This window comes from Streptomyces sp. NPDC052036, from assembly GCF_040680495.1.
Classification (GTDB): Bacteria; Actinomycetota; Actinomycetes; order Streptomycetales; family Streptomycetaceae; genus Streptomyces.
Map to the genome: position 1 here is coordinate 1 of NZ_JBFAWW010000046.1, position 24,799 is coordinate 24,799.

Sequence of the window (24,799 nt, forward strand, 5' to 3'; positions counted from 1 at the left end):
CAACTTGAGCCTAGACACCTCAAGGATCACAGGAGGCGGCGTGTTTCCTGTATCGGGGCAGTTCAGGGCGCCCACACATACGGCAGGAGAGCCCCATTTCTGCGGTGTCTACGCACACAAGCCGACGCTCGGGCTGGCGGCGAACCGGGGTACGGTCCCGCCGACCGCGCCGGCATGGCCGGCCGACCTTGACCTCGCCGTCGTCGGTCCGATGGCGCGCAGTGCCCGCGACCTCACGCTCGTGCTCGACGTAATGGCCGGACCGGATCCGCTGACGTTCGGTGTGGCGCACGACTTGACGCTGCCGCCCGCGGGCCACGAGCGGCTCCGCGATTTCAGGGTCTTGGTCCTCGGCAATCATCCGCTCATTCCGACCGGGTCCGCTGTGCTGGCGGGTGTGAACCGGGTGGCCGACGCGCTTGTCGACGGCGGCGCCCGCGTCGAACGGCACAGTCCGCCGCTGCCCGATCTGACCGAAGCCGCGACGCTCTACACGCAGTTGCTGTTTTCGAGCTCCGTTGCACGCTTTCCCGTCGAAGCGTACGAGCAGCTGCGGACCCGCGCCGCCGGACTGAGCACAGACGACCAGAGTCTCGATGCGGCGCGGCTGCGCGGCATGGTGTTCAGCCACCGCGACTGGATCGAGGCAACAACCGTCGCGAGCTCCATCGCCACGGCTGGCGGCAGCTTTTCGCCGAGTTTGACGCCGTGGTGTGTCCCATCACGCCCACTCCCGCGTTCCCGCACGACCACAACCCCGATCCGAGGGAACGCCGGATCGACATCGACGGCGTCGAGTACCCGTACTTCGACCAGTTCGTCTGGGCCGGTCTGGCCACCATGCCCGGCCTGCCCGCCACCGCCATACCAGCGGGCCGGTCTCCCGGGGGTCTGCCGGTGGGAGTGCAGCTCATCGGTCCGATGTTCGGGACCGCACCCCGCTGCGGCTGGCCGAACTGCTCGAGCAGGAGACCGGCGGCTTCCAGGCACCGAAGTAGGGCGTCCTGCCGGGTGTCCGTCGAGGAGGAGGCGCGGATCACGACGAGATCTTCCGAATGCGCGCAGTCGCTGCCCGGAACTCGAATGTCACCCGGCTCCGGCAACACGACAGAAGGTCGCCCGGCGGCAGCCGGTGGCTGCTCCCTGCGCCACGGATGAACCCCGACCCCGTGCGTCCATGAGCATGCTTGTGGCAGATGCTCACTCAACCTCGTCGCCCGCATCGCCGAGGCCGAGCGGGAAGGCTGGCTCGGAGAAGCAGAAAGACTCCAGGTCAGCCTTGCCGGAGCAGTGGAGAAACTCGCTCAGCTCGACCGTCGCCCCACCAGCCACAGCACCGTCGAGCCCCGCCTAGGCCTTACAGGCGAGCAGGTGAATCCCCTGGAACTGGCGCCGATCGGTGGGCTGAGGCTCGCGAACCATCCGGGCTACCTCGGCCAACCCGGACTCGCGCAGCATCGCGGCGAGGTGATCAGGCGACCACCGATAGGCCGGTGCGACTGTGTGATCGAAGACCTGCGTCGGGTGAGACGGATCGTCGCTGCCCCAAAAGCCGATCAGAAGGTGGCCGCCAGATGCCAGCACGCGGTGGAACTCCGCCAAGATGGCGGGAAGTTCCTGTGGCGGAGTGTGGATGATGGACCAACGTGAGAGTACGCCGCCCAGCACGCCGTCAGCGATGTTCAGCGCGGCCATTGAACCCACGTCGAACCGCAGGGCTGGATATGCCTGTCGAGCCAAGTTGATCATCGCAGACGAGGCATCAACGCCGAACGCCGCGAGCCCCAACTCGTCCAGATGAGCCGTGATGTGGCCAGGTCCACAGCCCAGATCCGCGATCTGGCCGTCCCCACTCGCACTCACGACCTCGGCAAAGGCACTCAAGATCGCACGGTCCAAAGGCATGTCACGCAATTCGTCACGGAACAGCTGTGCATACAGGGGGGCGGCTGCGTCGTAGGCCTGGCGGGTGGTGCTGAGGGCATCGTGTTCGACCATGCTCGCGATAGTAGTTGCCGGCCCGGAGGCGGGCCGAGAGATTCACGATCCTCCCTCCCGCCGCAACGCGGTCACGCGCTTCGTGAACTGTCGCGGGCTCAACCCGGTGAACGGGGCTGTCCGGGAAGGTTCCGACGCCGGGAACACACCAGCCAGGGCGAGACCGTCCCACCTTGATCATGCTCCAGGGCCCGCAGCCTCTGGTGAGCGTCATCGAGCACGGCTACGACGACGACATCTATGAGTGCGTTCGCTTCGCTCGGTCGGTGCCATTGGCACCGACCCTGACACAGCATGACCCTCACCTCGTGGGTTACGGGCCAGCTCTTGGGCCGTGACCATGCTGCTGATCTACGACGGGGAGACCACGGCCGACGCGCCCACACCACGAACCGGCGGAGTCCCACTCGTTCCGGATGAATTCGTCTGGCCGAGGTGCCACGAGTGTGGTGGGACCATGCAGTTCCTCACGGTCATGCCACGTGCGTAGTTCAGAGAAACCTGCCTGACCTGCCCGATGTCCGTCACTACCCCCGAGTTCCTGCCGCAGATCATCTACGCCGCTGAGGCCCGCGGCCAAGCCCGCGTGGCCGGGATGAACCGCCAGGTCCTCGGCAGCCTGGAGAAGATCATCACCGGCCTGGAAACCGACCCCCGACAGCCGGAGGCAACTGCCGATGCGAGCTGACAACAGTAGACACATCGTCGACGCTGCTCGTCGCCGCAGCGCGTACACACGCTTCTGAGCGATCCAGGCACTGCGCGAGCTCGACACCGCCGGGGAACCGGATGTCGTGGTGCATGGCGGCGGATCCACCGCGACCTGTGTCGTCCGGGCGCACGCCGATGGGGTAACAGCCGGTCATCTGTAGGGAGTTGCGGAGCGAATACGGCCGGATCAGGGATGGCCCGACGTGGACGTCGATGTGGGCGCCGGCCTCGAAGGCGGGCAGGGTCACGGCCGGGTCGGCCGGGCGGAGTTCGTGGGTGCGGCTGGTGCCGGACGGGCAGGCGAGGGAGATCGCGTGCACCACGGTGTCGAGGGAGTTCATCGTGGTCCTGTCCTCACGCCGTGAAGAAGTGGCTCAGACCCAGCTTGCGCAGGCCGCGGCGGTAGGCGACGGAGCTGCGGTCGGCGCGGGAATGCGGACTTCGAGTTTCGGGTCGAGGGGCAGGTTCTCGGGTTTCTGGATCTCGACGATGGCGCGGTCCTCCTCGAACACCGTGCGGTTGAAGTCGTATACGGCCTGGACGGGCTGGTCGGTATCGACGTTGCGGGCAATGGGAGCGAACATACGGGTCCGGCGGGCGGAGACCGGGGAGGAGGCGTTCATGATGTTGAGCAGTCCGCCGTCCGGGAAGTGCACGACGAGCGTGGCGGTGAACGGCAGGTGCACGTCGAAGTGGCGCAGCCACTGGAAGCCGGGCGGGGCCTCCTTCGTGCCGTGGGGGTAGTTGCTGACCGTGCTCCAGTAGTCGACGGAGTGGCCGTACTGGTGGCGGACCGGGGTGTAGTCGGGGACCTCGGTTTTGTCGGGGTCGCCGAAGGAGCCGAGGTGGACGAAGCCGAAGTGGACGGCGTCGACGAAGCCTTCGACCTGGCGTCCGGCGAGGGCGTCGATGTCGATCCACGGGCAGTTGATCTGCTGGAAGCCCTCGTCGTCCCAGTGGGCCATGGCCGGGATGACGGGATCTGCGTCGGGGACGGGGCGCAGGCAGGCCCACACCAGGCCGTAGCGCCCGACGACCGGGTAGCTGCGCAGGTTGAGCCGGGCAGGGATCTTCGAGGCGGGATGTGCGGGTACGTCGGTGCAGCGGCCGGATTCGCCGAAGCGCAGGCCGTGGTAGGCGCAGCGGATGCCGGCGCCGTACCCCTTGCTGAGCGGGACGCCGCGGTGCGGGCACATGTCGTTGGCGACGACGACGCGCCCGTCGGCGCGGTAGGCGACCAGCGGTTCGTCGAGGAGGCGTACGGAGAGCGGCTCGTCGACGATCTCGCTCGACAGGGCGACCGGGTACCAGTGACGGGCGAGGACGGCCCAGTCGCCGGGGTCGAAGGTGCACTCGCGGGGCAGGACGAGCGCGGCCTGGGCAGGCGGGGGCGCGACCGTGGTCATGAGGAGTGGGTCCTTCGCAGGTGAACGCCGACCGGGCACAATGAGGGGCCGGGCGCGGAGGCGTGCAGTCGGGCGTTGACGGGGTCAAGGCCGGACGCGGCCGTGGCAGCGGCACGCGGAGTGGCGCCGTTCAGGCGCGGGCGGCCTCATGGGTCCTCGGCACACCGTGGGCGACACGGCCACGCGTCCACGCCGACTGGTGGACACGGCTACGGAGATCGGAGAGACGTCCGCGTACGAGCGTCAAGGCGCCACCTCCTCAGGGTGTCCGGAATCCTGCATTCTTGGCAGTGACGATGACGCATCTCCGTATCGCGGCCGTTCCACGGTTGTTAACGGGCCATGTCCGGGCGCTGTCGGGCGATCACGAGCGACCGGACGCAGCAAAAGCAACAGCACTGTTCGTCCGCGGAAACACGGGTGAAACGGCATCAACAAAAAGCTTGACCCGCTCTTCTGGTCGACGCTTCCGGAGGCTCCCTGTGTCCCAGGCTCCTGACGCATCCGCGTCCCCAACCACTGCCGCGCCCGTCCGGCACCCGGTCGACGAGGTCCTGCCGCCCGCCCGGCTCGGTCTGCTCGGCCTGCAGCATGTGCTGGTGATGTACACCGGCTGCGTCACCGTCCCGCTCGTCTTCGGATCGGCGGCCAAGCTCGACACCTCCACCATCGGCCTGCTCATCAACGCCGACCTGCTCGTGGCCGGCCTGGTGACGCTGCTTCAGACACTGGGCATCGGCAAGGTGTTGGGCGTGAGGCTGCCGGTCGTCGCGGGCGCCACCTTCACCGCCGTCACCCCGATGATCCTCATCGCGGGCGAGTACGGGATGCAGGCGGTGTACGGCTCGATGATCGCCGCCGGTGTCTTCGGGTTGCTCGTCGCCGTGCCGTTCGCCCGCGCGGTCAGGTTCTTCCCGCCGCTGGTCAGCGGATCCGTCATCACCGTCATCGGACTCTCCCTGATCGGGGTGGCGGCCGGGCTGATCGCCGGCCAGGACGCCACGGCCAAGGACTACGCCGCCCCGAGCCACCTCGCTCTGGCGGGTGGCATCGTGCTGCTCATCGTGCTGGTGAACCGCTTCACAAGCGGCTTCCTCTCCCAGCTCGGCGTCCTGCTCGGACTGATCGTCGGCACGCTGATCGCCATCCCCATGGGCCTGACGGACTTCTCCTCCGCGGGCGGCGCCGACTGGTTCGGCCTGGCCGCTCCCTTCCACTTCGGTGCCCCGGAGTTCCCGGTCGCTGCCGTCATCTCCATGTGCGTGGTGATGCTGGTGACGTTCACCGAGTCCACCGCCGACATGCTCGCCGTCGGCGAGATGACCGGACGCCCGCTCTCCCGGAAGGACCTGGCGCGGGGACTTGCCGCCGACGGCGTCTCCGGCATCTTCGGCGGCGTCATGAACGGTTTCCTCGACACCGTCTTCGCCCAGAACGTCGGCCTGGTCGGCATGACCAAGGTCCGCAGCCGCTACGTCGCCGCCGTCGCCGGCGGGATCCTCGTCGTCCTCGCGCTCATCCCCAAGCTCGGCGAGATCGTCGCCTCCCTGCCGGGTCCGGTCATCGGCGGGGCCGGGTTGGTCATGTTCGCCACCGTCACTTCGGTCGGCATCAACACCCTGCGCAAAGTGGAGTTCGAGGGCACCAACAACCTGCTCATCGTCGCCGTCTCCATCGGCGTCGGCATGCTCCCGGTCGTGGCCCCGTCGATCTACCACGCCTTCCCGACCTGGGTGCAGATCATCGGCGGCAGCGCCATCACCAGCGCCACCGTCGCCGCGTTCCTGCTGAACCTGCTGTTCAACCACACACCCGGCGGGAAGAAGACCGAGCAGCCGGAGCCGGAGACAAAGCCGGAGACGGAGTCGGTCCAGACGGCCGTCCCCGACTCCGCGCCCGCCACCTGACGCCGGCACAGCAGTGGCTGCGGCCAGTTGCGAGGGCTCCGGGAACACGCCCCTTTTCCGGAGCCCAGCTTGTTCGTGGGGTGGGGGGCAGCTTGGCCGAGTCGGCTCGACGCCGATGCCCGCGATTTCTGCGGCCGGCCCTACGCGTCCGGCCCTGGGCCGGGGGTTCGTTGATCAAGGATGTCGGCCCTGGACGCCGGTGGTGCCGGGGCTCCTGTAGGCCGTCGGCGGACGGCCGAGGAGCCTCTTGAACGCGGCTGTGTAGGCGGCGGGGTTGTCGTAGCCGAGCAGCGCCGCGACGCGTGTGACGGGCATGCCCGCGGTGAGGTGCCGCAGGGAGTGCAGGACGCAGGCGCGTTGGCGCCATTGTGAGAAGTTCAGGCCGGTGCCGCGCTGGAAGAGGCGGGCGAGGGTGCGTTCGCTGATGTTGAGGGCCGCGCACCAACGAGCGGGCGGGTCATGGATGTCCGGCTTCTGCAGGAACGCCTCGCACAGACCGCGCAGCGGCGGCTCGGACGGCAGCGGCAGGTCGAGCGGCAGCGGGGTGAGGCTTCTCAGCTCGTGGAGGATGAGGGCGACGACCGCCGCGTCCCGGCTGTGCTCGGCGTAACGCGGCTCCATCTCGACCGCTTCCAGGATCAGTTCCCGCAGCAGCGCGGAGACGTCGACGGCCTGGCAGCGGGCGGGAAACCACGGCACGGCAGCGGGCTCGACATAGAGGCTGCGGGTGCTGACGCCCACCATGGTGACCTGGTGCCGGGTCCTGGACGGGATCAGTACCGCGCGGGCGGTGGGGATCGTCCAGCTGCCGTCCGCTGTTTCGACCCGCATGACGCCGGCGGCCGCGTACAGGACCTGGGCACGCCGGTGCTCGTGCCAGGCGAGCAGGTGGTCCTCGGAGTAGTCGGTGCCGATGGCCAGCACGGCACGATCGAGGTCGTCCACCGCCGCGACCGGGATGTTGCGCATGCCGTGAGGCTACGCGGGACCCTTGTCCTTGTCGGCTGCGCGTAGGAAGACGACAAGTCATCGATTGCCCGCCAAGCCTCTCGATCCCTAGCGTCTGACCAGTGCTGACCTTTCTCTCCACTCTCCTGTTCTTCGGCTGCCTGACCGGCGTCACGACCGTGCTCTTCGGCTTCGGCGGCGGTTTCGTCACCGTTCCCGTCGTCTACGGTGTCCTGGCCGCAACGGCACGTCAGGGAGCCGATGCCATGCACGTCGCGGTGGCGACCTCGGCGGCAGTCATGGTCGTGAACGCCGTGGCGGCGGCGCTGGTCCAGTGGCGTGAGAGTCGGTTGCGCCGCGCGTACGTCTGGCCGCTGGCGGCGTCCATCGCGGTCGGCGCCGGCGCCGGATCCTTCGCGGCCGCCTTGATCGGCGGTACGGTGCTGCGCCTGCTGTTCGCCGCCTACCTGCTGGTGACCATCACCGACAGTCTGCTGCGGAAGGGCTTCCTCTCCGTGGCCCACCGGACGCATCCGAAGCCCCTGGGCCGGGGCACCACCACCCTCGGCGGGATCGGTATCGGCCTGGTGGCCGCCGGCCTGGGCGTGGGCGGCAGCGTCATGACCGTTCCGCTCCTGCGCCGCAGGGGCCTGCCCATGGCCGAGGCGACCGCCATGGCCAACCTCCTCAGCGTCCCCGTCGCCGTGGCCGGGACCCTCGTCTACGCCCTCGCCCCCACCACGCCAGCCGGCGCAGGACAGCTCGGTTACGTCGATCTCACCGCGGGTGCCGTCCTGCTCCTCGGATCACTTCCCACCATCGCCGTGGTGAGTCGAGTCACCGGCAGGGTCCCGGACCGCGTCCACTCTGTCGCCTACCTCGTCCTGCTCATGGTCGTGCTGATCGTGATGGTGGCCATGGGAGTCTGACGCGCCGATGCCTCGAACTTCCCGACGGCGTCAGGAGAATCCGCCGTTGCTCGACAGGAGCCGACCGCTGATCCACTGAGATCGTCGAACGTCCACTCGTGCACTCCGCCCGAGGCGGTGGCGCCGAAGACGCGCAGGTTCCAGCGCTCGGGACGGAAACGGGGGACCGGACCGTAGGGCGAGACCGGCCAGCCATGCACACGACGCTGGACGGGAGGGATGCGGGCGGACGCGTCGGCGGCCTCGGCCGCGCCCTGTCGCTCGCCTGCGACGCAGCCCAGCGCAGTCCAGGCCCTGCCACGGCCGGGAGTCACGCGGTCGCGAGAGACACCTCGGTCGACTTGATCAGCGCCACGACCGGCGAACCGGCCGTCAGACCGAGGTCGGTGACCGCGTCCTTGGTGATCGCCGCGGTGAGCTCGCCCCCGTCGACCGCGACCTTGACCGTGGCCATCGCCTTGCCGGTGGTGACATCGCTGACCGTGCCGGGCAGCCTGTTGCGGATCGACAGCCCCTCCACGCGGCCGGTGGCGAGTGCGACCTCGGTGGACTTCATCATGGCGCGTACGGCCGAGCCCTCGGCGAGTCCCAGGTCCGTGACCGCCTCCAGGGTGATCGCGGCGGTGAGGTCCTGGCCGCCGTCGAGGCGCACCTTCACGCTCGCCATCACCTCACCGGGGGTGACGGCGATGACGGTGCCGGGAATCTGGTTGCGGATGCTCAGGCTCATGACGAGTCGCCTCACAGGAAGAGGAAGAGGAAGAGGAAGAGGAAGAGGAAGAGGAAAGGGATGGATTGCCGGGCTTGTGTCGACTGTATGTTGCCAAGCTAGCCGGTTCGGCAACGCCTGTTGTGGACCTCGTCGCATCCGCCACCTGCGCGATCGTCGGTACCTGGCACATCAGAGAAGCCCCCGAGACGGGGTCCTGGACTGCCGGAATCCCGCCGTCCCGTGAAGGCGACCGCAGCTACGCGGGCAGTAGCGGAAAGGAGATTGTAAATACAGCTTGGCCCCGGCTCCTGCCTATGTATTTGCGTTTGGCTGCGACTGCTCTCCAGGTACGGTCGTGCGGGAGGTGGTGGCCCGTGATCCAGTTCGTGGAGCACGCACCGCAGGAGGGTCCGTACGCCATCGGTAGCGCACTCGCGGCGGCCGGGCTGCCGATGCGGGTCTGCCGCACCTGGGCGGGCGAACTGGTGCCGGACACCGTGGACGACCTGGTGGCCCTGGTGGTGATGGGCGGGCCGACGGCCGCCTACGACGACTTCCCGAGCCGTACCGCGGAACTGGCGCAGTTACGGGCCGCGCTGAAGGCCGAGGTGGAGCGGCTGGCCGCCGAGGCCGGCTGGGCGCTCGGCGGCTGGCATGCCGGACACCTGGTGGGCGAGTTCCCGCACGAGACGATCGACGGCGCGGACACGGAGTCGTACATCACCCCTGCCAACGACACCCCAGTGCGGCGCACCGACAAGGCCGGGCGCCGCTGCCACTGGATCCTGGAGATCCATCTCATCGACCGGGAGCGGGAGTTCGGCGGGTTCTACGAGGAACTGCTCACCCTCGGCTGAGGCTCACGCCTGCCCGGTGAAGGGCCGGTCAGACCTGGTCGCGGGTCAGCGCCAGCTCGGTGAAGCGGACGCCGGTCGCGTCTCGCAGGGCGTTGGCGAAGGGGGGCGACCAAGTTGCAGGGGCCGCTCTCGACCTGGCTCCGGCACCGCACCGGGTTCATGACCTTGCCCGGGTCGGCCGCGTGCACACTGCGACGGACCCGCCCCGGCCCATCGGCAGCCGTCCGCCGGGCGGCGAACGGTTTCCGGGCTCACCCCCAGCAGGCGCGCGGCCTGACTGCTGCTGTACGTCGGCACACCGAAACCCTAGGGGGTCGCGTATGTTGCTGCGCCAGCTGGAATACCTGGTGGCGCTCGCCCGGGAGCGCCACTTCGTCCGCGCGGCGGCTTCCTGCTATGTCTCCCAGCCGTCGCTGTCGGCCGCGATACGGCGGCTCGAACAGTCGCTAGTTGCTGACCACCATGAAGCGCGGTGCCTATCTCATCAACAGCCCGCCCCCGCCGACCACCCCTGGCGCTCCATGCCGCACCACGGCATGACCCCGCACATGTCCGGCTCCTCCCTCTCCGCGCAGGCCCGCTAGGCGGCCGGCACCCGGGAGATCCTGGAGTCCTGGCTCGCGGGCCGGGCGATCCGCGACGAGTACCTGATCGTCGACGGGGGCGCCCTGGCGGCGTCGGCGCCCACTCGTACTCGGTCAACAAGTGAGCCGCGGAGGCCGCCGCAAGGCCCGCCCCGGTCAGACGCGGGCGGTGGCACGTCCGTCGACTTCCCGCTTCACCGTCGAAATACCCCCGCCGTTCGCTCGCGACCTCGCGGCCATCACGCAAGAGCGGCAATGCGCCCGGCCTGGAATTTCGGCCGGGCGACGCCGAACCATGCGAGGAGCGCGAGGCCCGGAGGCAGGAGGAATTCGAACAGCTCGAAACCGGGTGATTCCGAGCCTGCCTTTCCCGGAAACGACTCCGGATCATCCGAGTCGAGAGGTTCGATTGGCTTTGTTCGGGTAACGAAAGGATCGAGCGGGCCGGGTGCCAGTCGCTGGGGAGGGCGAGTTCTCATTGGTCGCACCTTGTGTAATCTGAATATTCACCTTCCGTATGTACCCGGGGCGGCGCCGGCCTGCCGAGCCGGTGCCGCCGCGCGGCTGAGGCTTTGCGTCGCGGGTGAAAGTAGTGCGGATGCGTGTACCGTGCTAAGCTTGTCGGCAGTTGCAGTTGTGGTTCCCGAAACTTCAAGTGCCTTGGCGGCTGATGTCGTCGGGCATTTTTGTATCTCCGGTGCTTATCCGGACGGGGCTCATTGTGGCAACGCAGGGGCTCACACGGTGTGAGTCCGCGGGCACTGCCCCCAAGGAGATGTGACATGGCTACTGGCACCGTCAAGTGGTTCAACGCGGAAAAGGGCTTCGGCTTCATCGAGCAGGACGGCGGCGGCCCGGACGTCTTCGCCCACTACTCGAACATCGCCACCCAGGGCTTCCGTGAGCTCCAGGAAGGCCAGAAGGTTAACTTCGACGTCACGCAGGGCCAGAAGGGTCCGCAGGCGGAGAACATCACTCCCGCCTGACATCGAGGCGTATGAGTAAGCTGGGGTCCCGCCTTGCGGCGGGGCCCCAGCTTACTGTTTTTTCTATTCCGGTGGAATTCTTTTAGTCTCATATTCGGCCCGTTCTTGCAATTCATCCGGCTCATTCCTGTCGGGAATTCCTCGTGCGCGCCCTGCCGAGGAAGGTTCTCCATGAGCCGTTCAGCTCGCACGAACGACCGTTTCCGTTCACAGGGTCCGGGCCGCCCCGGCGTCGGTCCCGCTGAGACAGGGCGCCGTCCCTCCGCACCGAAGGGGGAGTTCGCGCTGCCGGTCACCGTCACCCCGGCCCTCCCCGCGGTCGCGACCTTCGGTGAGCTGGACATGCCCGTCGAGTTGCTGAAGATGCTCACCCGTCTCGGCGTGAACGAACCCTTCCCGATCCAGGCCGCCACATTGCCGAACTCCCTCGCGGGACGCGACGTCCTCGGCCGCGGGCGCACCGGATCCGGCAAGACGCTCGCCTTCGGCCTGGCGCTCCTCGTGCGCACGGCCGGGCAGCGTGCCGAGTCGCGGAAGCCGCTGGCCCTGATCCTCGTCCCCACCCGCGAGCTGGCCCAGCAGGTCACCGATGCGCTCACCCCGTACGCCCGGTTGCTGAAGCTGCGGCTGGCCACTGTGGTCGGCGGCATGTCGATCGGCAGGCAGGCCGCCGCGCTGCGTGCCGGGGCCGAGGTGGTCGTCGCCACTCCTGGCCGCCTCACGGATCTCATCGAGCGTAATGACTGCCGCCTGGACCGAGTGAACATCACCGTCCTGGACGAAGCCGACCAGATGGCGGACATGGGCTTCATGCCGCAGGTCACCGAACTGCTGGACCAGGTTCGTCCTGGGGGTCAGCGCATGCTGTTCTCGGCCACGCTGGACCGCAACATCGACCTTCTGGTCCGTCGATACCTCCATGACCCGGTGGTCCATTCGGTCGACCCGTCGGCGGGCGCGGTCACCACAATGGAGCATCACGTGTTGCAGGTGCATGGCGCCGACAAATACGCCACCGCCACCGAGATCGCTGCCCGCGACGGGCGCGTGATCATGTTCCTGGACACCAAGCATGCCGTCGACCAGTTCACCAAGCACCTGCTGAGCAGCGGTGTGAAGGCCGCGGCGCTGCACGGCGGCAAGTCGCAGCCCCAGCGCACCCGCACCCTGGCACAGTTCAAGACCGGCGACGTCACGGCGCTTGTGGCCACCAACGTCGCGGCTCGGGGCATCCACATCGACGACCTCGATCTCGTCGTCAACGTCGACCCGCCCGGCGACCACAAGGACTATCTGCACCGCGGCGGCCGTACGGCCCGCGCCGGCGAGTCCGGCAGTGTCGTCACGCTGGTCCTCCCCAACCAGCGCCGGGACATGGCCCGTCTCATGTCCGACGCGGGCATCAGGCCGCAGATCACGCAGGTCCGCTCCGGCGAGGCCGAGCTGAGCCGCATCACCGGCGCCCAGGCTCCCTCCGGTGTGCCCGTCGGCGGCAGCGGGCCGGTCGCGGAGCGCCCGAAGCGCGGCGGCGCTCCCTTCCGCGGTCTGGGCACCCGCCCGGGGCGGGCCGGCGGCGGTGGCGAGTCTCGCCGGTCCGCTGAGGCCCGTCAGATCGCCGAGGCCCGCAAGGCCGCCCGGGTCCGTCGCGGCGCATAGCCCGGCAACGGTGCCCCCGTACGCTGCGGGCGTGACCGCACCCGCTCCTCGGTGAGGAACGTGCCGCGGCCGAGAACGACGCACCGGCCGCACGCGCCGTGCTCGGCGCGCGCGACAGTGAGCACCCGTGCTCGACCGGTGTGCTCCTGGCCCGGCGTAGGGGTGCCCGTCGCCGTCGCGCCGACGGTGGCCGACGTTCTACCCGAGGCGAGGTCGGGAACGGCCCGTCGCTGTCAGGGGCCACCGGCCGGCTCGCGCTGAGCGGTCTGGGTCCTCCGCGGGACCCATGGCCGTCAGCGGCGCGGACGCTCCAGAGTGAGAAGCAGGCCCTCGACCGCGCCAGGCCCTATACGGCCCTTGACGTCGGCGGCCGTGATCGCCTTGAGGGCCCAGCCGTCCTCGGCGTGCTTGTTCAGAACCTTCTCCAGCTTGTCGCTGTCCAGCGCGTCCCCGATCAGTGACTCGCGGAAGGTGACGACCTTGTATTCGAGTGTGTAGGAGTCGCTCATGGCTGGGGCCTTTCGATGGATGGACTGGCTGACAGAACTGAGGACAGCCAATCACCGCTCGACGTCGCCCGACACGGCGGGGTGGGCGTCAGGTCATCGGGAGGCACGGTGAGCGTGGTCGCCCTGACGGAGTTCGGCGGACGTGAACCGTGCCCGAACGGAGAGCTCTCTCCTCCCTGAAGAGCTGCTTCTGCTGTGAGGGGGCTTGTTGATCGAATCGCTGCGATGCGACCAGGGCGGCGGGCATACTCGGTTTTCGGGTGTGAAGGCGTCCACGTGGCTGTGCGTGGCCGAGTCCGCGATGGGGCGGCATGACGTTTCGGTACTACCTCTACATCAGTGACAGCAAGGTGGACATGCTGCTGTCACAGATCGACCCGGGCTTCGCGGCCAGGCGCACGACCGAGTTAGGTGTGAACCTGCACATGGTCGCGGCGAAGCGGACCGTCGAGCCGCCGCCGGCCGACCGATTCTCGCGGCTTGAACGGGTCGTACGCCACCTGCAGGACCACGGTGATCTCGGGTCGGTCGACGAGCCGGGACAGTTCTTCGGGGGTGTGCTGCCGATGAGGTGGGGAGCGATGCCGGGCGACGCGGATCCCTCGTTGGTGTTTCTCGGCGGCTGGGACGACCGTAACGTGGTGGGGCTCGGAGGGTCCGCCCGACACCTGCTGGGCGCGGTGCCAGGCGTAGAGGAGTCTCGTGCCTCGTCGTCGTTGATGCCGACCATGCTCCGCCAGTTGGGCGCGGAGTCCGAGTTGGAGGACGAACTGGTCGTCGACGCGGTCGATGACGGCTTCGCCCGCGCCGATCGCATGGCGCTCACCACCGTGCACCGGGCGGTCCGGGGTCTCAAGGCCCCCGCACAGAACGTCGAGTTCATCGCCAAGCGGCTGCTGCACGGGACCAGCCCCGGCGGGGACTTCGATCCGCGTGACGGCATGTCCGTACTGCTTGGCTCGCCGATCTACGTGGCTCAGGCCGACTAGGCACGCTCACCTATCACGGAGGCCGGCATGAGTGTGCCGCAGCAGGATGGAGCGCTGTCCACTTGGAGGGTCGGTGACGTAGTCGACGGCCTCTACGAGGTAGCAGCCGTGCTCGGGCGTGGCGGGATGGGGGTGGTCTACCGGGTGCGGCACCTGATGTGGGGTGTCGACCTGGCGGTGAAATGCCCACGGCCGGCCCTGTTCAGGACGGAAGCCGCCCGTACGTTGTTCATCACCGAAGCCGAGACATGGGTGTCGCTGGGGTTGCACCCGCATGTGTGCGGCTGCCACTACGTCCGGACGCTGGGCGGCGTCCCCCGGGTGTTCGCCGAGTACGTGCCGGGCGGCAGCCTTCGTGACTGGGTCGACGACCGGCGGCTGTACCAGGGCGATCGGCAGGCGGTGTTGGCGCGGATACTGGATGTGGCCATCCAGATGGCATGGGGGCTCGACCACGCGCACAGCCGGCATCTGGTGCACCGGGACATGAAGCCGGACAACGTGCTGCTCGATGGCGTCGGCACCGCCAAGATCACCGATTTCGGACTGGCCCTGGCGCGAGACGCGGCAGCCAAGCTCCCTCCGGACGTCCCACCCGCCGATCCGCACGCGGCACCCGGCGCCAGCGTCCTCGTGCCGGGCGGCGGTGGCGGCACACAGCAGTACGCCTCGCCCGAGCAGGCGGAGAACCGTCCGCTCGGACGGCGTACCGATGTCTACAGCTTCGCGGTGTCGGTACTGGAGATGTTCACCGGCGGTCCCGTCTGGGACGACGGGCCGGAAGCAGGCGCGGCGCTGGACGGCTGCCGAGGCGACGGCATGGCCGGGTTGCCGGCCATGCCGTCGCGTCTGGCCGACCTGCTGGCGAGATGTCTGCACCGGGATCCGGCTCGCCGGCCGGGCTCGTTGGCCGAGGTCGTCACCGTTCTGGCCGACGTCCATCGGGACGTCGTGGGTGTTCCGTATTCGCGCAAGGCTCCCGTGGCGGCCGATCTGCGTGCCGACGAGTTCAACAACCGGTCGCTGTCGCTGCTGGACCTCGGCCGACCGGACGAGGCCGAGCAGGCTTTGCAGAAGGCGCTGGCGGCCGATCCGCAGAATGTGTCGACCCGCTACAACGCGGGCCTTGCGCGGTGGCGGGCCGGCACCGTCACCGACCAGGAACTCATCGCCGAGATGGAAGCGCTTCGGGTGGACAGAGGCGACGCTTGGGAAGCGAGTCATCTGCTCGCCCAGGTGCACATGGAACGCGGGGACCTCGCTTCGGCCGGCGTGCTCCTGGAGGGTGTGCCGCCGGAATGGAGCGCCGAGCCGGACATCCAGGCCACGCTGCACGCCGTCCGGGCCGGTGGGATCACCGACGCCCGGTGCGTCGACGAGTGGGAGATCGCGTGGCGGCCGTACCCGCATCGGGAGTCGACGCGTAGCGGAGAGCCCGCCTCCAGGGAGCCCGGCGGGCTGGAGACCGTTCGAGAGGCCATACTCTCGGCGCCTTCAGAATCGGATTTCGCGAGGCTTCCCGTGACGTTCCACGACGATGCCGCGCTCGCCCTCACTCCCGACGGGCGGTTGGCGCTGACCGGGACCTGGGATGGCAAGGTGCGGTTGTGGGACGTCGGCACAGGCCGGTGCCTGAAGGTCCTCGACGGTCACCGCGAGCCGATACAGTCCGTCGACCTCACCCCGGACGGGGGCTTCGCGGTGTCCGCGGACGAAGGGGGAACCGTCTGGTTCTGGAACCTGGCCGACGAGCATGCCTCGCGTGAATGCGCGGTCACTTCCCCGGACTCCGACCGGTCCGGTATGCAACTGGCCCGGGTCAGTCTGAGCGAGGACGGCCTCGCCGCGTACTGGCCGGGCGCGGACGGCGGTTTCCGGTTCCTGGACACCAGCAGTGGGGAGCAACGGCACAGTCGTGCACCGCATATCGGTCGCACGCGTCTGGTCCGGACAAGTCCTCTACGACGCTGGTTACTGGGCAGTGGTGCCAAGGGTGCCGGATGGGAGGACCGGTCGGAGTCCGTTGGGGTGTGGGATCTGGACACCGGTCTTTGCCGGCACGTCCTGACCGGGCACACGTCGTATGTGACCGCCATTTGTTTGAGCGCCGACGAACGTTTCGTGGCCACCGGGAGTCATGACCGGACCCTGAGGATCTGGGATCTGGCCGATGGCAGGTGTGTCCGTGTACTGACGGGACATACAGCCGACACGCTGTCGCTGAGCCCCGACGCGAAGTTCTTGCTCTCCGGCGACGCCTTCGACGGCACCGTTCGGTTCTGGGACATCGACCGCGGCCGATGCCTGAGGACCTTTCCAGGGCACGAGCACGGGACGGCCGTCGTCGTCCTGGACCCTGAATGCAGGTTCGCGCTGTCCGCCGGTCAGGACAGAAAGGTGCGACGGTGGCGACTGCCCACGGCCTACGCCGCTGTTCCGAGCCTGACCCGGCCGCGCCCGCACAATGAGCTGAGCCGACTGGGCACCTTGGTGAACGCGCGGGTCGCAGAGGCCGAACAGGCGATGGCAGAGGGCCGTTTCCGGGCGGCTCTCGGCTTGCTCACCGTGGCCCGGAAGACCGCCGGCTACGAGCGCGAGCCGAACGTCCTGTCCGCCTGGTGGGCGCTGAGCCGGCACTCCAGGAAGACCGGGCTCCGAGCAGTGTGGTCGCCCAAGGTCCTCGCCGGGCACGGCGACTATGTGGGTGCGGTTGACGTGTCCGGCGACGGACGGGTCGCGGTGTCCGGCGGCGGCGACGGAACAGTCCGGGCGTGGGCGGTCGACAAGGGCAGCTGCACGCGGATTCTGGAGGGCCACGAGGACAAGGTCGAGGCGGTCTGCTTGAGTCCTGACGCGCGGCAGGTCCTGTCAGGCAGCAGGGACGGCACCGTGCGCTTGTGGTCCCTTGAGACGGGCACATGCCAACTGGTGCTGGGGACACGCGCCCCGCTCGGCGAATCGGCACCCGTTCGGTTCAGCGCCGACGGGCGACAGGCCGTGGTCGGCCACAACGACGGCCACGTCCGCATCTGGGACCTGGGGACAGGCCGCGAGGTGCGATCACCGTGGCGTCACCGTACCGATGACATCGCGATCGCTTCCGAAGGCCGCCTCGCCGCGTTCGCCAGGGGTGACCTGGTCCAGCTCTACGACCTGCGACGGGCTGTGCCCACACACATCCTGCGCGGCGAGTTCCTGCACACCATGCACGTGGTGTGCCTCAGCGCGGACGGGAGTCTTGCGCTGACCGGCGAGGCCGAGGGAATCCGGCTGTGGAACACCGCGTCGGGGGACGTCGTCCGGTCGTTCAGCACCGACGATCCGCTGGGCGCGGGGCGCGATCTCAACCACTTCCTCCGCATGACCGCACAGGGTGACTTCGCGGTCTCGGGCGGCTTCCAAACCCCTCCGGTCGTATGGGATGTCACCAGTGGGCGTCGGCTGCGCGCCCTGGACGGCCATGAGGCGGGCGTCACCTGCCTGGCGATGACACCCGACGGCCGCTTCGTGCTTACGGGAAGCGTGGCCGGAAGCATTCGTGTATGGGAGCTCGACTGGGAGTTGGCGGCTCGCGAGGCGGCTGACTGAGACCATGACGTCGGCGGGCCTGACGTCGGGCAAGCCTCACGACACGTGCCGTCTCGGGCGGGGACCGGGCGCAGGCCGGGTGGACCTCGGTCGTGGGATTCGCTGCCCCGGGGCATGCTCTGCCCGAGCTGCTTCGGACGTGCGAGGCTGCTGATGTTGATGAGCAGGGACGCCCGGCTGAGCGGCTACTGCGTGCACGAGCACTGCGGCAAGCCGATGAACCCGGACGCCTGGTGCACATTTTCGACACGGCCGGCGAGTGGTTCGTCACCCGGGAGGAGACCGAGGCGCTGCGCTATGTCCGGGAGGCTCGCACCTTCCTCTTCGTCCTCGACCCGACGGCCGTGGACGCGTTCTGCCTGGCGTTCCTCGGGCAGGGCGGATGCCGGGACAGGCGGCTCAGGCCGACTTGCGCCACACGGAGATGTGCTTCGTGGAATCCTGGGCGAACGGCGTCCCGTCCCAGTCCGCGACGCGTCGTTCCAGTGCGAGCCCCGCGATCCGTGCCATCAGGTCGAGCTCCGCCGGCCAGGCGTACCGGTGCCGGGAACTGTCGCGGCGGTAGTGGCCTTCCTCGTCGTCGCGGGTGAGGTGGTGCGAGACCAGGATCTGCTGGACGAGGTCGAAGGTGTCGAAGCCGAGGTGCCGTTCCGAGACGTCGAACGGCACCGCCACCTGGCCGGGCGGCAGGAACCGCAGCGGCGGCACGCCCAGCTCGATGACGAACCGGCCGCCGGGCGCCAGATGACGTGCGGCGTTGCGGAAGCACTCGACCTGCTCGTCCTGCGTGAGCAGGTTCGAGATGGTGTTGTAGACCAGATAGACCAAGGTGAACTCGCCCGGGACGACGGTCGTGGCCATGTCCCCGATGACGACCGGCAGGGTGTTCTCGTCGGTCTTGCGTCGCAGGACCGCTGCCATGGGTTCGGACAGCTCGATGCCCACCACCGGCACGCCGCGCTCCCGGAGCGGGACGCCCACGCGCCCGGTTCCGATGGCGAACTCCAGCGCCCGGCCGTCCCCCGCGAGTTCGGCGAGGAAGGCGAGAGTCGGTCCGAGGACGGCGGCCGAGGACATCTCGGTCTCCTCGGCGTCGTAGCGGTCGGCGGTCGCACGGGTCCACAGCTCACTACTCGTCACGAGCGACAACTGTGGCGGGCGCGACGGAGCGCTGTCCACGTATTTACCGCGCCTCCGAGGCGGGCGCGGCGGCCCTCACCGCTCTGGTGCCCCCGCGCGCAGGCCGTCCATGACGAGGTCCAGGAGCCGGGCGGCCCGCGGCTGCCAGTCGCCGCGGGGGTCGATCTGCCAGAGGCCGGCGATGGCCAGGAGGAAGTCGTCCGCGGTGACTCCGGGGCGGATCGTGCCCGCCTCCTCGTTGGCGCGGAGCAGGAGTTCGGCCGCGGAGGCCACTGGGGCGTGCCCCGGCTTCGCCTGGCTGCCCGGGGCGCTGGTGGCCAGCCGGATCGCGTCCGCCAGCCCGGCCTTGGCCATGGCGAACTCGGCGAGGCGGTCCATCCACTCACGCAGTGCCCGATCGGGCTCCCGGCTGCGCAGCAACTGCGTCGCGCTGTCGGCGACCTGCTGCATCTCGTAGCGGTAGATCTCGAGGACGAGCGCCTCGCGATGGGGGAAGTTGCGGTAGAACGTGCCCTGTCCGACGCCCGCCTTCTTGGCGATCACGCTCAGCGGGGCGTCCGCGCAGCGCGTCAGCTCGGCCAGTGCCACTTCCAGGATGCGCTCGCGATTGCGCTGTGCGTCCGAGCGCTGGGGTGCGTCCTTCTTCTGCTGCACTCGTCCTCCTCCCAGGCTCCTGGCCGAACCCGGTCTTGCTAAGCGGACAGCTGTCCGTTAAGTTCGTGCAATAGCGGACAGCTGTCCGGTTAGCTCCACCATAGCGGCGGACGCCGTCGATGCGAACGACAGGGGCGTGACCGTCGGCACTCCTGCCGCGTATCACGTATGTCTCCGAAGTGCCCCGCCCCGTCAAAGGGGCCGGCCCACCGTCTCCTGAACCGTCTGCCCGCCGGACCGCCCACCTTGAACGCCTTCCGGATCCCGGATATGCGAAAGAAGGCTGATCATGGCCCCAGCCCCCTCGTCGACGTACAGCGCCATCACCTTGAACATCAACGGCGAGAAGCACCAGCTGACCGCCGACCACCGCACCACCCTGCTCGACGCCCTGCGCGAGCGTCTCGATCTGACCGGTACGAAGAAGGGCTGTGACCAGGGACAGTGCGGTGCGTGCACGGTTCTGATCGACGGGCGCCGGGCGGTTTCCTGCCTGCAACTGGCGGTGGCCGCCGAGGATCGTGAGATCACCACCATCGAAGGGGTGGCCGAGGGGGAGCGGCTGCATCCGGTGCAGCAGGCGTTTCTCGACTTCGACGGCTACCAGTGCGGCTACTGCACCCCGGGCCAGATCTGCTCCGCCGTCGCGGTGATCGAGGAACACGCGGCGGGCTGGCCCAGCGCCGTCACCGACGACGTACGACCCGAAGCGGGCCCACCGCCGTTGACGGCCGACGAGATCCGGGAACGGATGAGCGGGAACCTGTGCCGCTGCGGCGCGTATGTGTCGATCGTCCAGGCCGTCGCCCGGGCGGCCGCCGTCCAGGCGGCGGCCGACGAGGCCACGGAGGCGGTGGCATGAAGGAGTTCGGCTATCAGAGGGCGTCCGACGTCGCCGGCGCGGTGGCGCTGCTCGGGGCCGATCCGGAGGCGCGCTTCCTCGCGGGTGGCACCAACCTCGTCGACCTGATGAAGACCGGCGTAGAGCGGCCCGCCCGACTCGTCGACGTACGGCAACTCCCCCTGGACCGGGTGGAGTCGACCCCGGAGGGCGGGGTGCGCATCGGCGCGACCGTCACCAACAGCGACCTCGCGGCCCACCCCGAAGTCCGGGGGCGCTACCCGGCGTTGACGCAGGCCGTGCTGGCCGGCGCCTCCGGGCAACTGCGCAACATGGCCACGGTCGGCGGCAATCTGCTCCAGCGCACCCGCTGTGGCTACTTCACCGATGTGACCCGCCCCTGCAACAAGCGCCGTCCCGGCAGCGGTTGCCCCGCCGTCGAGGGCGAGCACCACAATCACGCCATCCTGGGCGCCTCCGAGCACTGTGTGGCCGTCCACCCCTCGGACATGGGCGTGGCGCTCACCGCCTTCGACGCGGTGGTCTCGTACGAAACCGCCGACGGGCCAGGCGAGTTGCCGCTCAGCGAGTTCTATCTGCCGGTCGGCGACACCCCGCACCGGGAGACCGCGCTGCCGACGGGCGCGTTGATCACCGGCGTCACGCTGCCGCCCGCCCCGGTCGCCGCCCGCTCCCGCTATCGCAAGGTGCGCGAGCGCGCCTCGTACGCCTTCGCGATCGGCTCGATCGCCGCCGCGCTCGACGTGCGCGACGGTCTTGTGCGCGAGGCGCGACTGGCCTTCGGCGCGGTCGCGTCCCGGCCCTGGCGGGCCCGCACGGCCGAGCGGGTGCTGACCGGGGCACCGGCCGACGCCGAGACGTTCGCCGCCGCCGCGGACGCCGAACTGGCGGCGGCTGAGCCGCTGCCCCACAACGGATACAAGGTCACGCTCATGCGCAATCTCGTGGTGGCCCTGCTGACCGAACTCGCCGAGGAGACCGACCGATGACCACCGCCACGACCGGCACCACCACGACGCGGGGCTCCGTCGGCACGCCGCACACCCGTGTGGAGGGCCGGGACAAGGTCACCGGAGCGGCCCGCTACGCCGGCGAGATCCCCTTCGCCGGGCTCGCCCACGGCTGGCTGGTCCTGTCCACCGTCGCCCGTGGCCGCGTCCGCTCGATCGAGACCGCCCCCGTCCTCGCCATGCCCGGCGTCCTCACCGTGCTGCACCACGAGAACGCACCACGCGTCGACAGCGACTTCGTCGGCATGCTCGGATCCCGGCCGGACCCGAGCGTGGCCCTCTTCCAGAACGACCGGGTGCCGCATCTGGGCTGGCCCGTCGCGCTGGTCGTCGCCGAGACACCCGAACAGGCCAGGGAGGCCGCAGAGGCGCTCGTGGTGCACTACGAGCAGGAACCGCACGACGTCGCCTTCTTCGCCGGACACCCGGACGCGTACCCGGTGGAGGGCCATACGCCGGGGGTGGCGGAGAAGGGCGACCTCCAGGCCGAACTCGCCGCCTCCGCCGTCGTCGTGGACGCCGAGTACACCACCCCGGAAGAGCACCACAACCCGATGGAGCCGCACGCGGCGGCGGCCCACTGGGACGGCGGCCGACTCGAGGTCGTCGACTCCAACCAGGGCACCACTTGGGTCGCGGGCGAACTCGCGAAGCTGCTCTCGCTCGACCCGGACTCGGTGCGGGTGCGGTCCGAGCACATCGGCGGCGGCTTCGGCAGCAAGGGTGTCCGAGCCCACCAGGTGGGCGCCGTGATGGCCGCGACCGTTCTCCAGCGGCCGGTCCGCGTGGTCATGACCCGCCGTCAGATGTTCTCCCTGGCCGGCTACCGCAGTCCCACGACACAGCGGGTCAGGCTGGGGGCCGACGCCGACGGGCGGCTGCGCGCGCTGGAACACAGCTGTCTGAGCCTCACCTCCGCCGTGCACGAGTTCGTCGAGCCGGGCGCCGCACCGGCCCGGGTGATGTACGACGCCGACGCCCATCACACGGCCAACCGGGTCGTACGGCTCGATGTGCCGACCCCGACCTGGATGCGCGCGCCGGGCGAGGCACCCGGGTCGTTCGCGCTGGAGGCCGCGCTCGACGAACTCGCCGAGAAGTGCCGGATCGACCCGATCGAGCTGCGCGTACGCAACGAGCCCGAGCGGGGCCCCCTGTCCGGACTGCCGTTCAGCAGCCGCAATCTGCTCGCGTGCTTCCGCGAGGGCGCCCGGCGGTTCGGCTGGGCGGACCGGGATCCGCGGCCCGGCCGGCGCCGCGACGGGCGCTGGCTGCTCGGCACCGGCACCGCGGCCGCCTCCTTCCCGTCGGGAGCCGGACCGTCCACGGCGGCCCTGACGGCCGAGCCGGACGGCACCTTCACCGTGCGGATCGCCGCCTCGGACATCGGAACGGGCGCGCGGACCGCGCTCACCCTGATCGCCGCCGACGCGCTCGACGTGACGCCGGAGCGCGTCCGCGTGCGGATCGGGGACAGCGACTTCGGTCCGGCGATGATCGCCGGCGGCTCGATGGGCACCCGCTCCTGGGCCTGGGCCGTCCAGACCGCGGCCGGTGAGCTGCGGGAGCGGCTCGCTCTCGGGGCGGGCATCCCTCCGGAGGGGATCACGGTACGGTCCGACACCTCCGCGGCCATCGGGGCCCTCGCGAGGAAGGAACGGCACTCCTTCGGGGCGCAGTTCGCCGAGGTCGCGGTGGACGTCACCACCGGCGAGGTACGGGTGCGGCGCATGCTCGGCGTCTTCGCGGCGGGCCGGGTGGTCAACCCGCTCACCGCGCGCAGCCAGTTCGTCGGAGGCATGATCTGGGGCATCTCCATGGCACTGCACGAGGAGGCGGTACGGGACGCGGCCACGGGCGGCCACGTGGGAGCCGACCTCGCGGGCTATCACGTCGCCACGCACGCCGACGTGCCGCTCATCGAGGCGGACTGGATCGACGACCCGGACCCGGACGACCCGGTCGGGATCAAGGGCGTCGGTGAGATCGGCATCGTGGGCGCCGCGGCGGCGATCGCCAACGCGGTCTGGCACGCGACCGGCGTCCGTCACCGGAACCTGCCCATCCGGCCGGACCGTGTCCTGTCGGCCGCCGAGGGAGCGACGCATGCTTGACATCGCCGAGGAGCTGAACCGCTGGATGGACCAGGGCCGGTCCTTCGCCGTGGCGACCGTCGTCGGCGTCGGCGGCAGCGCGCCCCGCGACCCGGGTGCCGCCCTCGCCGTCGACAGCGACGGAACGGTCATCGGCTCGGTCTCCGGCGGCTGTGTCGAGGGGGCGGTGTACGAGCTGTGCCGCCAGGCGCTGAACGACGGCGAGAGCGTCGTCGAACGGTTCGGCTACAGCGACGAGGACGCCTTCTCCGTCGGCCTGACCTGCGGCGGCGTCATCGACGTCCTGATCACCCCGGTCGATGCGCAGGCGCCCGCCACGGCGGTGTTCCGCTCGGCGCTGGCGGCGGCCGTACGGGGTGAGCCGGTGGCGCTCGCGCGGATCGTCCGGGGCCCGGCCGAACTCCTCGGCGGGGCCCTGCTGGTCCGCCCCGACGGAGCCGGCGAAGGCGGCCTCGGAGGCCGTCCGGAGCTGGACCGGACGGCGGCGGCCGAGACCCGGGCGCTTCTGGACACCGGGCGCACCGGCACGGTCGGCCTCTCCGAGGACGGGTCGCACTGCCCCGGCGGTCTCACCCTGTTCGTCGAGTCGCGCGTGCCGCAGCCCCGCATGATCGTCTTCGGCGCGATCGACTTCGCCGGGGCGCTCGTGCGGGTGGGCAAGTTCCTCGGCTATCACGTGACCGTGTGCGACGCCCGCCCCGTCTTCGCCACGCGAGCCCGCTTCCCCGAGGCCGACGACATCGTCGTGGACTGGCCGCACCGCTATCTCCAGCGCACCGCGACCGACGAACGCACGGTCCTGTGCGTGCTCACCCACGACCCCAAGTTCGACATACCGCTGCTGAAGGCCGCCCTGCGGCTGCCGGTCGCCTACGTCGGCGCCATGGGCTCGCACCGCACCCACGAGGACCGCACCCGACGACTGCGTGAAGCAGGCGTGAGCGGGCGGGAGATGGCCCGGCTGAGGTCGCCGATCGGCCTCGATCTCGGCGCGCGTACGCCCGAGGAGACCGCACTGTCCATAGCGGCGGAGATCGTGGCGTCCCGGCGAGGCGGCACCGGCGTCCCGCTGACCGGCTCCGGGAGGCCCATCCACCGCGACAGCGGTGCACGCGGCGGCGCCGTGGCCGCCTGAGGGGCCGGGGTGCCGCCGCGCGACGTCGAGGGCGAGGAGAGCGAAGGGACTGGCATCAAAGGGAATTGAGAAGGAAGCCCCCTCATAGCCCTCACCGTGATCAA

The 24,799-nt window shown here is 69.7% G+C and carries 18 protein-coding genes and 5 pseudogenes; 14 read left to right on the forward strand and 9 right to left on the reverse strand.

From position 1 onward, the window contains the following. Positions 1-94 precede the first annotated feature (94 nt). Positions 95-998: pseudogene (locus AB0L95_RS36545) on the forward strand (amidase family protein); the annotation flags it as partial. Positions 999-1,350: 352 nt separating this feature from the next. Here the strand turns inward: AB0L95_RS36545 and AB0L95_RS36550 are convergent. Beyond that, on the reverse strand, positions 1,351-1,998 hold the full coding sequence (locus AB0L95_RS36550) for a class I SAM-dependent methyltransferase (RefSeq protein ID WP_365169806.1): 648 nt from the start codon (positions 1,996-1,998) through the stop codon (positions 1,351-1,353). A gap of 51 nt (positions 1,999-2,049) precedes the next feature. Continuing rightward, positions 2,050-2,154 (reverse strand): annotated as a pseudogene (locus AB0L95_RS36555) (IS5/IS1182 family transposase); the annotation flags it as partial. A 361-nt stretch (positions 2,155-2,515) separates the two neighbouring features. On the opposite strand from AB0L95_RS36555, the gene AB0L95_RS36560 reads away from it, so the two are divergent. After that, positions 2,516-2,686 carry a hypothetical protein gene (locus tag AB0L95_RS36560; RefSeq protein WP_365169809.1) on the forward strand — a complete coding sequence of 57 codons (171 nt, stop codon included), beginning with the start codon at positions 2,516-2,518 and terminating at the stop codon, positions 2,684-2,686. Positions 2,687-3,083: 397 nt separating this feature from the next. Here AB0L95_RS36560 and AB0L95_RS36565 read toward each other — a convergent pair whose 3' ends face one another. After that, entirely contained in the window at positions 3,084-4,115 is a 1,032-nt protein-coding gene (locus AB0L95_RS36565; RefSeq protein WP_365169811.1) for an aromatic ring-hydroxylating dioxygenase subunit alpha, read from the reverse strand. Positions 4,116-4,597: 482 nt separating this feature from the next. On the opposite strand from AB0L95_RS36565, the gene AB0L95_RS36570 reads away from it, so the two are divergent. After that, the gene (locus AB0L95_RS36570; protein ID WP_365169814.1) at positions 4,598-6,022 is read left to right on the forward strand and encodes a nucleobase:cation symporter-2 family protein; all 1,425 of its coding nucleotides are present in this window, start codon (positions 4,598-4,600) and stop codon (positions 6,020-6,022) included. A 174-nt stretch (positions 6,023-6,196) separates the two neighbouring features. Here the strand turns inward: AB0L95_RS36570 and AB0L95_RS36575 are convergent, their stop codons facing one another. After that, the gene (locus AB0L95_RS36575) at positions 6,197-6,991 is read right to left on the reverse strand and encodes a helix-turn-helix transcriptional regulator (RefSeq protein WP_365169817.1); all 795 of its coding nucleotides are present in this window, start codon (positions 6,989-6,991) and stop codon (positions 6,197-6,199) included. 101 nt (positions 6,992-7,092) lie between these two features. On the opposite strand from AB0L95_RS36575, the gene AB0L95_RS36580 reads away from it, so the two are divergent. After that, positions 7,093-7,899, forward strand: a complete 807-nt coding sequence (locus AB0L95_RS36580; RefSeq protein ID WP_365169820.1) for a sulfite exporter TauE/SafE family protein — start codon at positions 7,093-7,095, stop codon at positions 7,897-7,899. Positions 7,900-8,209: 310 nt separating this feature from the next. On the opposite strand, the gene AB0L95_RS36585 is transcribed toward AB0L95_RS36580, so the two are convergent. Beyond that, the gene (locus AB0L95_RS36585; RefSeq protein WP_365169823.1) at positions 8,210-8,629 is read right to left on the reverse strand and encodes a TOBE domain-containing protein; all 420 of its coding nucleotides are present in this window, start codon (positions 8,627-8,629) and stop codon (positions 8,210-8,212) included. A gap of 584 nt (positions 8,630-9,213) precedes the next feature. Here AB0L95_RS36585 and AB0L95_RS36590 point away from each other — a divergent pair. Beyond that, positions 9,214-9,468: pseudogene (locus tag AB0L95_RS36590) on the forward strand (aminopeptidase); the annotation flags it as partial. Between the two features lie 28 nt (positions 9,469-9,496). Here AB0L95_RS36590 and AB0L95_RS36595 read toward each other — a convergent pair. Further along, positions 9,497-9,671: pseudogene (locus AB0L95_RS36595) on the reverse strand (hypoxanthine oxidase); the annotation flags it as partial. 117 nt (positions 9,672-9,788) lie between these two features. On the opposite strand from AB0L95_RS36595, the pseudogene AB0L95_RS36600 reads away from it, so the two are divergent. The 3 genes and pseudogenes from AB0L95_RS36600 to AB0L95_RS36610 all read left to right on the forward strand — a co-directional run. Then, positions 9,789-9,908 (forward strand): annotated as a pseudogene (locus AB0L95_RS36600) (LysR family transcriptional regulator); the annotation flags it as partial. Positions 9,909-10,834: 926 nt separating this feature from the next. Further along, positions 10,835-11,038: a cold-shock protein gene (locus AB0L95_RS36605; protein ID WP_210586179.1), complete on the forward strand. Its 204-nt coding sequence runs from the start codon at positions 10,835-10,837 to the stop codon at positions 11,036-11,038. 171 nt (positions 11,039-11,209) lie between these two features. After that, on the forward strand, positions 11,210-12,694 hold the full coding sequence (locus AB0L95_RS36610; RefSeq protein WP_365169828.1) for a DEAD/DEAH box helicase: 1,485 nt from the start codon (positions 11,210-11,212) through the stop codon (positions 12,692-12,694). Between the two features lie 293 nt (positions 12,695-12,987). Here the strand turns inward: AB0L95_RS36610 and AB0L95_RS36615 are convergent, their stop codons facing one another. After that, positions 12,988-13,203, reverse strand: a complete 216-nt coding sequence (locus AB0L95_RS36615; RefSeq protein ID WP_365169831.1) for a DUF4177 domain-containing protein — start codon at positions 13,201-13,203, stop codon at positions 12,988-12,990. A 311-nt stretch (positions 13,204-13,514) separates the two neighbouring features. On the opposite strand from AB0L95_RS36615, the gene AB0L95_RS36620 reads away from it, so the two are divergent. After that, the gene (locus tag AB0L95_RS36620; RefSeq protein ID WP_365169834.1) at positions 13,515-14,192 is read left to right on the forward strand and encodes an SAVMC3_10250 family protein; all 678 of its coding nucleotides are present in this window, start codon (positions 13,515-13,517) and stop codon (positions 14,190-14,192) included. Positions 14,193-14,219: 27 nt separating this feature from the next. Then, positions 14,220-17,780, forward strand: a complete 3,561-nt coding sequence (locus AB0L95_RS36625; protein WP_365169837.1) for a protein kinase — start codon at positions 14,220-14,222, stop codon at positions 17,778-17,780. A gap of 399 nt (positions 17,781-18,179) precedes the next feature. Here AB0L95_RS36625 and AB0L95_RS36630 read toward each other — a convergent pair whose 3' ends face one another. Further along, complete coding sequence (locus AB0L95_RS36630) at positions 18,180-18,920, reverse strand: class I SAM-dependent methyltransferase (protein WP_365169840.1); 741 nt, start codon at positions 18,918-18,920, stop codon at positions 18,180-18,182. Between the two features lie 75 nt (positions 18,921-18,995). Continuing rightward, positions 18,996-19,574, reverse strand: coding sequence for a TetR/AcrR family transcriptional regulator (locus AB0L95_RS36635; RefSeq protein ID WP_365169843.1), 579 nt, complete (start codon positions 19,572-19,574; stop codon positions 18,996-18,998). A gap of 289 nt (positions 19,575-19,863) precedes the next feature. On the opposite strand from AB0L95_RS36635, the gene AB0L95_RS36640 reads away from it, so the two are divergent. The 4 genes from AB0L95_RS36640 to AB0L95_RS36655 are packed head-to-tail and all read left to right on the forward strand — an operon-like array spanning position 19,864 to position 24,695. Next, on the forward strand, positions 19,864-20,436 hold the full coding sequence (locus AB0L95_RS36640; RefSeq protein WP_365169846.1) for a 2Fe-2S iron-sulfur cluster-binding protein: 573 nt from the start codon (positions 19,864-19,866) through the stop codon (positions 20,434-20,436). Then, positions 20,433-21,425 (forward strand): xanthine dehydrogenase family protein subunit M, encoded by a 993-nt coding sequence (locus tag AB0L95_RS36645; protein WP_365169849.1) that lies wholly within the window; start codon positions 20,433-20,435, stop codon positions 21,423-21,425. The genes AB0L95_RS36640 and AB0L95_RS36645 overlap by 4 nt, the downstream gene beginning before the upstream one ends. After that, on the forward strand, positions 21,422-23,560 hold the full coding sequence (locus tag AB0L95_RS36650) for a xanthine dehydrogenase family protein molybdopterin-binding subunit (RefSeq protein ID WP_365169851.1): 2,139 nt from the start codon (positions 21,422-21,424) through the stop codon (positions 23,558-23,560). Before AB0L95_RS36645 ends, AB0L95_RS36650 begins: the two co-directional genes overlap by 4 nt. Then, positions 23,553-24,695, forward strand: coding sequence for an XdhC family protein (locus AB0L95_RS36655; protein ID WP_365169854.1), 1,143 nt, complete (start codon positions 23,553-23,555; stop codon positions 24,693-24,695). Before AB0L95_RS36650 ends, AB0L95_RS36655 begins: the two co-directional genes overlap by 8 nt. Positions 24,696-24,799: the final 104 nt, after the last annotated feature.

What these genes read in the sequence shown, in the direction of transcription:
- AB0L95_RS36550 (WP_365169806.1), bottom strand. Translation starts at nt 1,998, where the DNA reads ATGGTCGAACACGATGCCCTCAGCACCACCCGCCAGGCCTACGACGCA.
- AB0L95_RS36560 (WP_365169809.1), top strand. Translation starts at nt 2,516, where the DNA reads ATGTCCGTCACTACCCCCGAGTTCCTGCCGCAGATCATCTACGCCGCT.
- AB0L95_RS36565 (WP_365169811.1), bottom strand. Translation starts at nt 4,115, where the DNA reads ATGACCACGGTCGCGCCCCCGCCTGCCCAGGCCGCGCTCGTCCTGCCC.
- AB0L95_RS36575 (WP_365169817.1), bottom strand. Translation starts at nt 6,991, where the DNA reads ATGCGCAACATCCCGGTCGCGGCGGTGGACGACCTCGATCGTGCCGTG.
- AB0L95_RS36585 (WP_365169823.1), bottom strand. Translation starts at nt 8,629, where the DNA reads ATGAGCCTGAGCATCCGCAACCAGATTCCCGGCACCGTCATCGCCGTC.
- AB0L95_RS36605 (WP_210586179.1), top strand. Translation starts at nt 10,835, where the DNA reads ATGGCTACTGGCACCGTCAAGTGGTTCAACGCGGAAAAGGGCTTCGGC.
- AB0L95_RS36610 (WP_365169828.1), top strand. Translation starts at nt 11,210, where the DNA reads ATGAGCCGTTCAGCTCGCACGAACGACCGTTTCCGTTCACAGGGTCCG.
- AB0L95_RS36615 (WP_365169831.1), bottom strand. Translation starts at nt 13,203, where the DNA reads ATGAGCGACTCCTACACACTCGAATACAAGGTCGTCACCTTCCGCGAG.
- AB0L95_RS36620 (WP_365169834.1), top strand. Translation starts at nt 13,515, where the DNA reads ATGACGTTTCGGTACTACCTCTACATCAGTGACAGCAAGGTGGACATG.
- AB0L95_RS36625 (WP_365169837.1), top strand. Translation starts at nt 14,220, where the DNA reads ATGAGTGTGCCGCAGCAGGATGGAGCGCTGTCCACTTGGAGGGTCGGT.
- AB0L95_RS36640 (WP_365169846.1), top strand. Translation starts at nt 19,864, where the DNA reads ATGGCCCCAGCCCCCTCGTCGACGTACAGCGCCATCACCTTGAACATC.
- AB0L95_RS36645 (WP_365169849.1), top strand. Translation starts at nt 20,433, where the DNA reads ATGAAGGAGTTCGGCTATCAGAGGGCGTCCGACGTCGCCGGCGCGGTG.
- AB0L95_RS36650 (WP_365169851.1), top strand. Translation starts at nt 21,422, where the DNA reads ATGACCACCGCCACGACCGGCACCACCACGACGCGGGGCTCCGTCGGC.
- AB0L95_RS36655 (WP_365169854.1), top strand. Translation starts at nt 23,553, where the DNA reads ATGCTTGACATCGCCGAGGAGCTGAACCGCTGGATGGACCAGGGCCGG.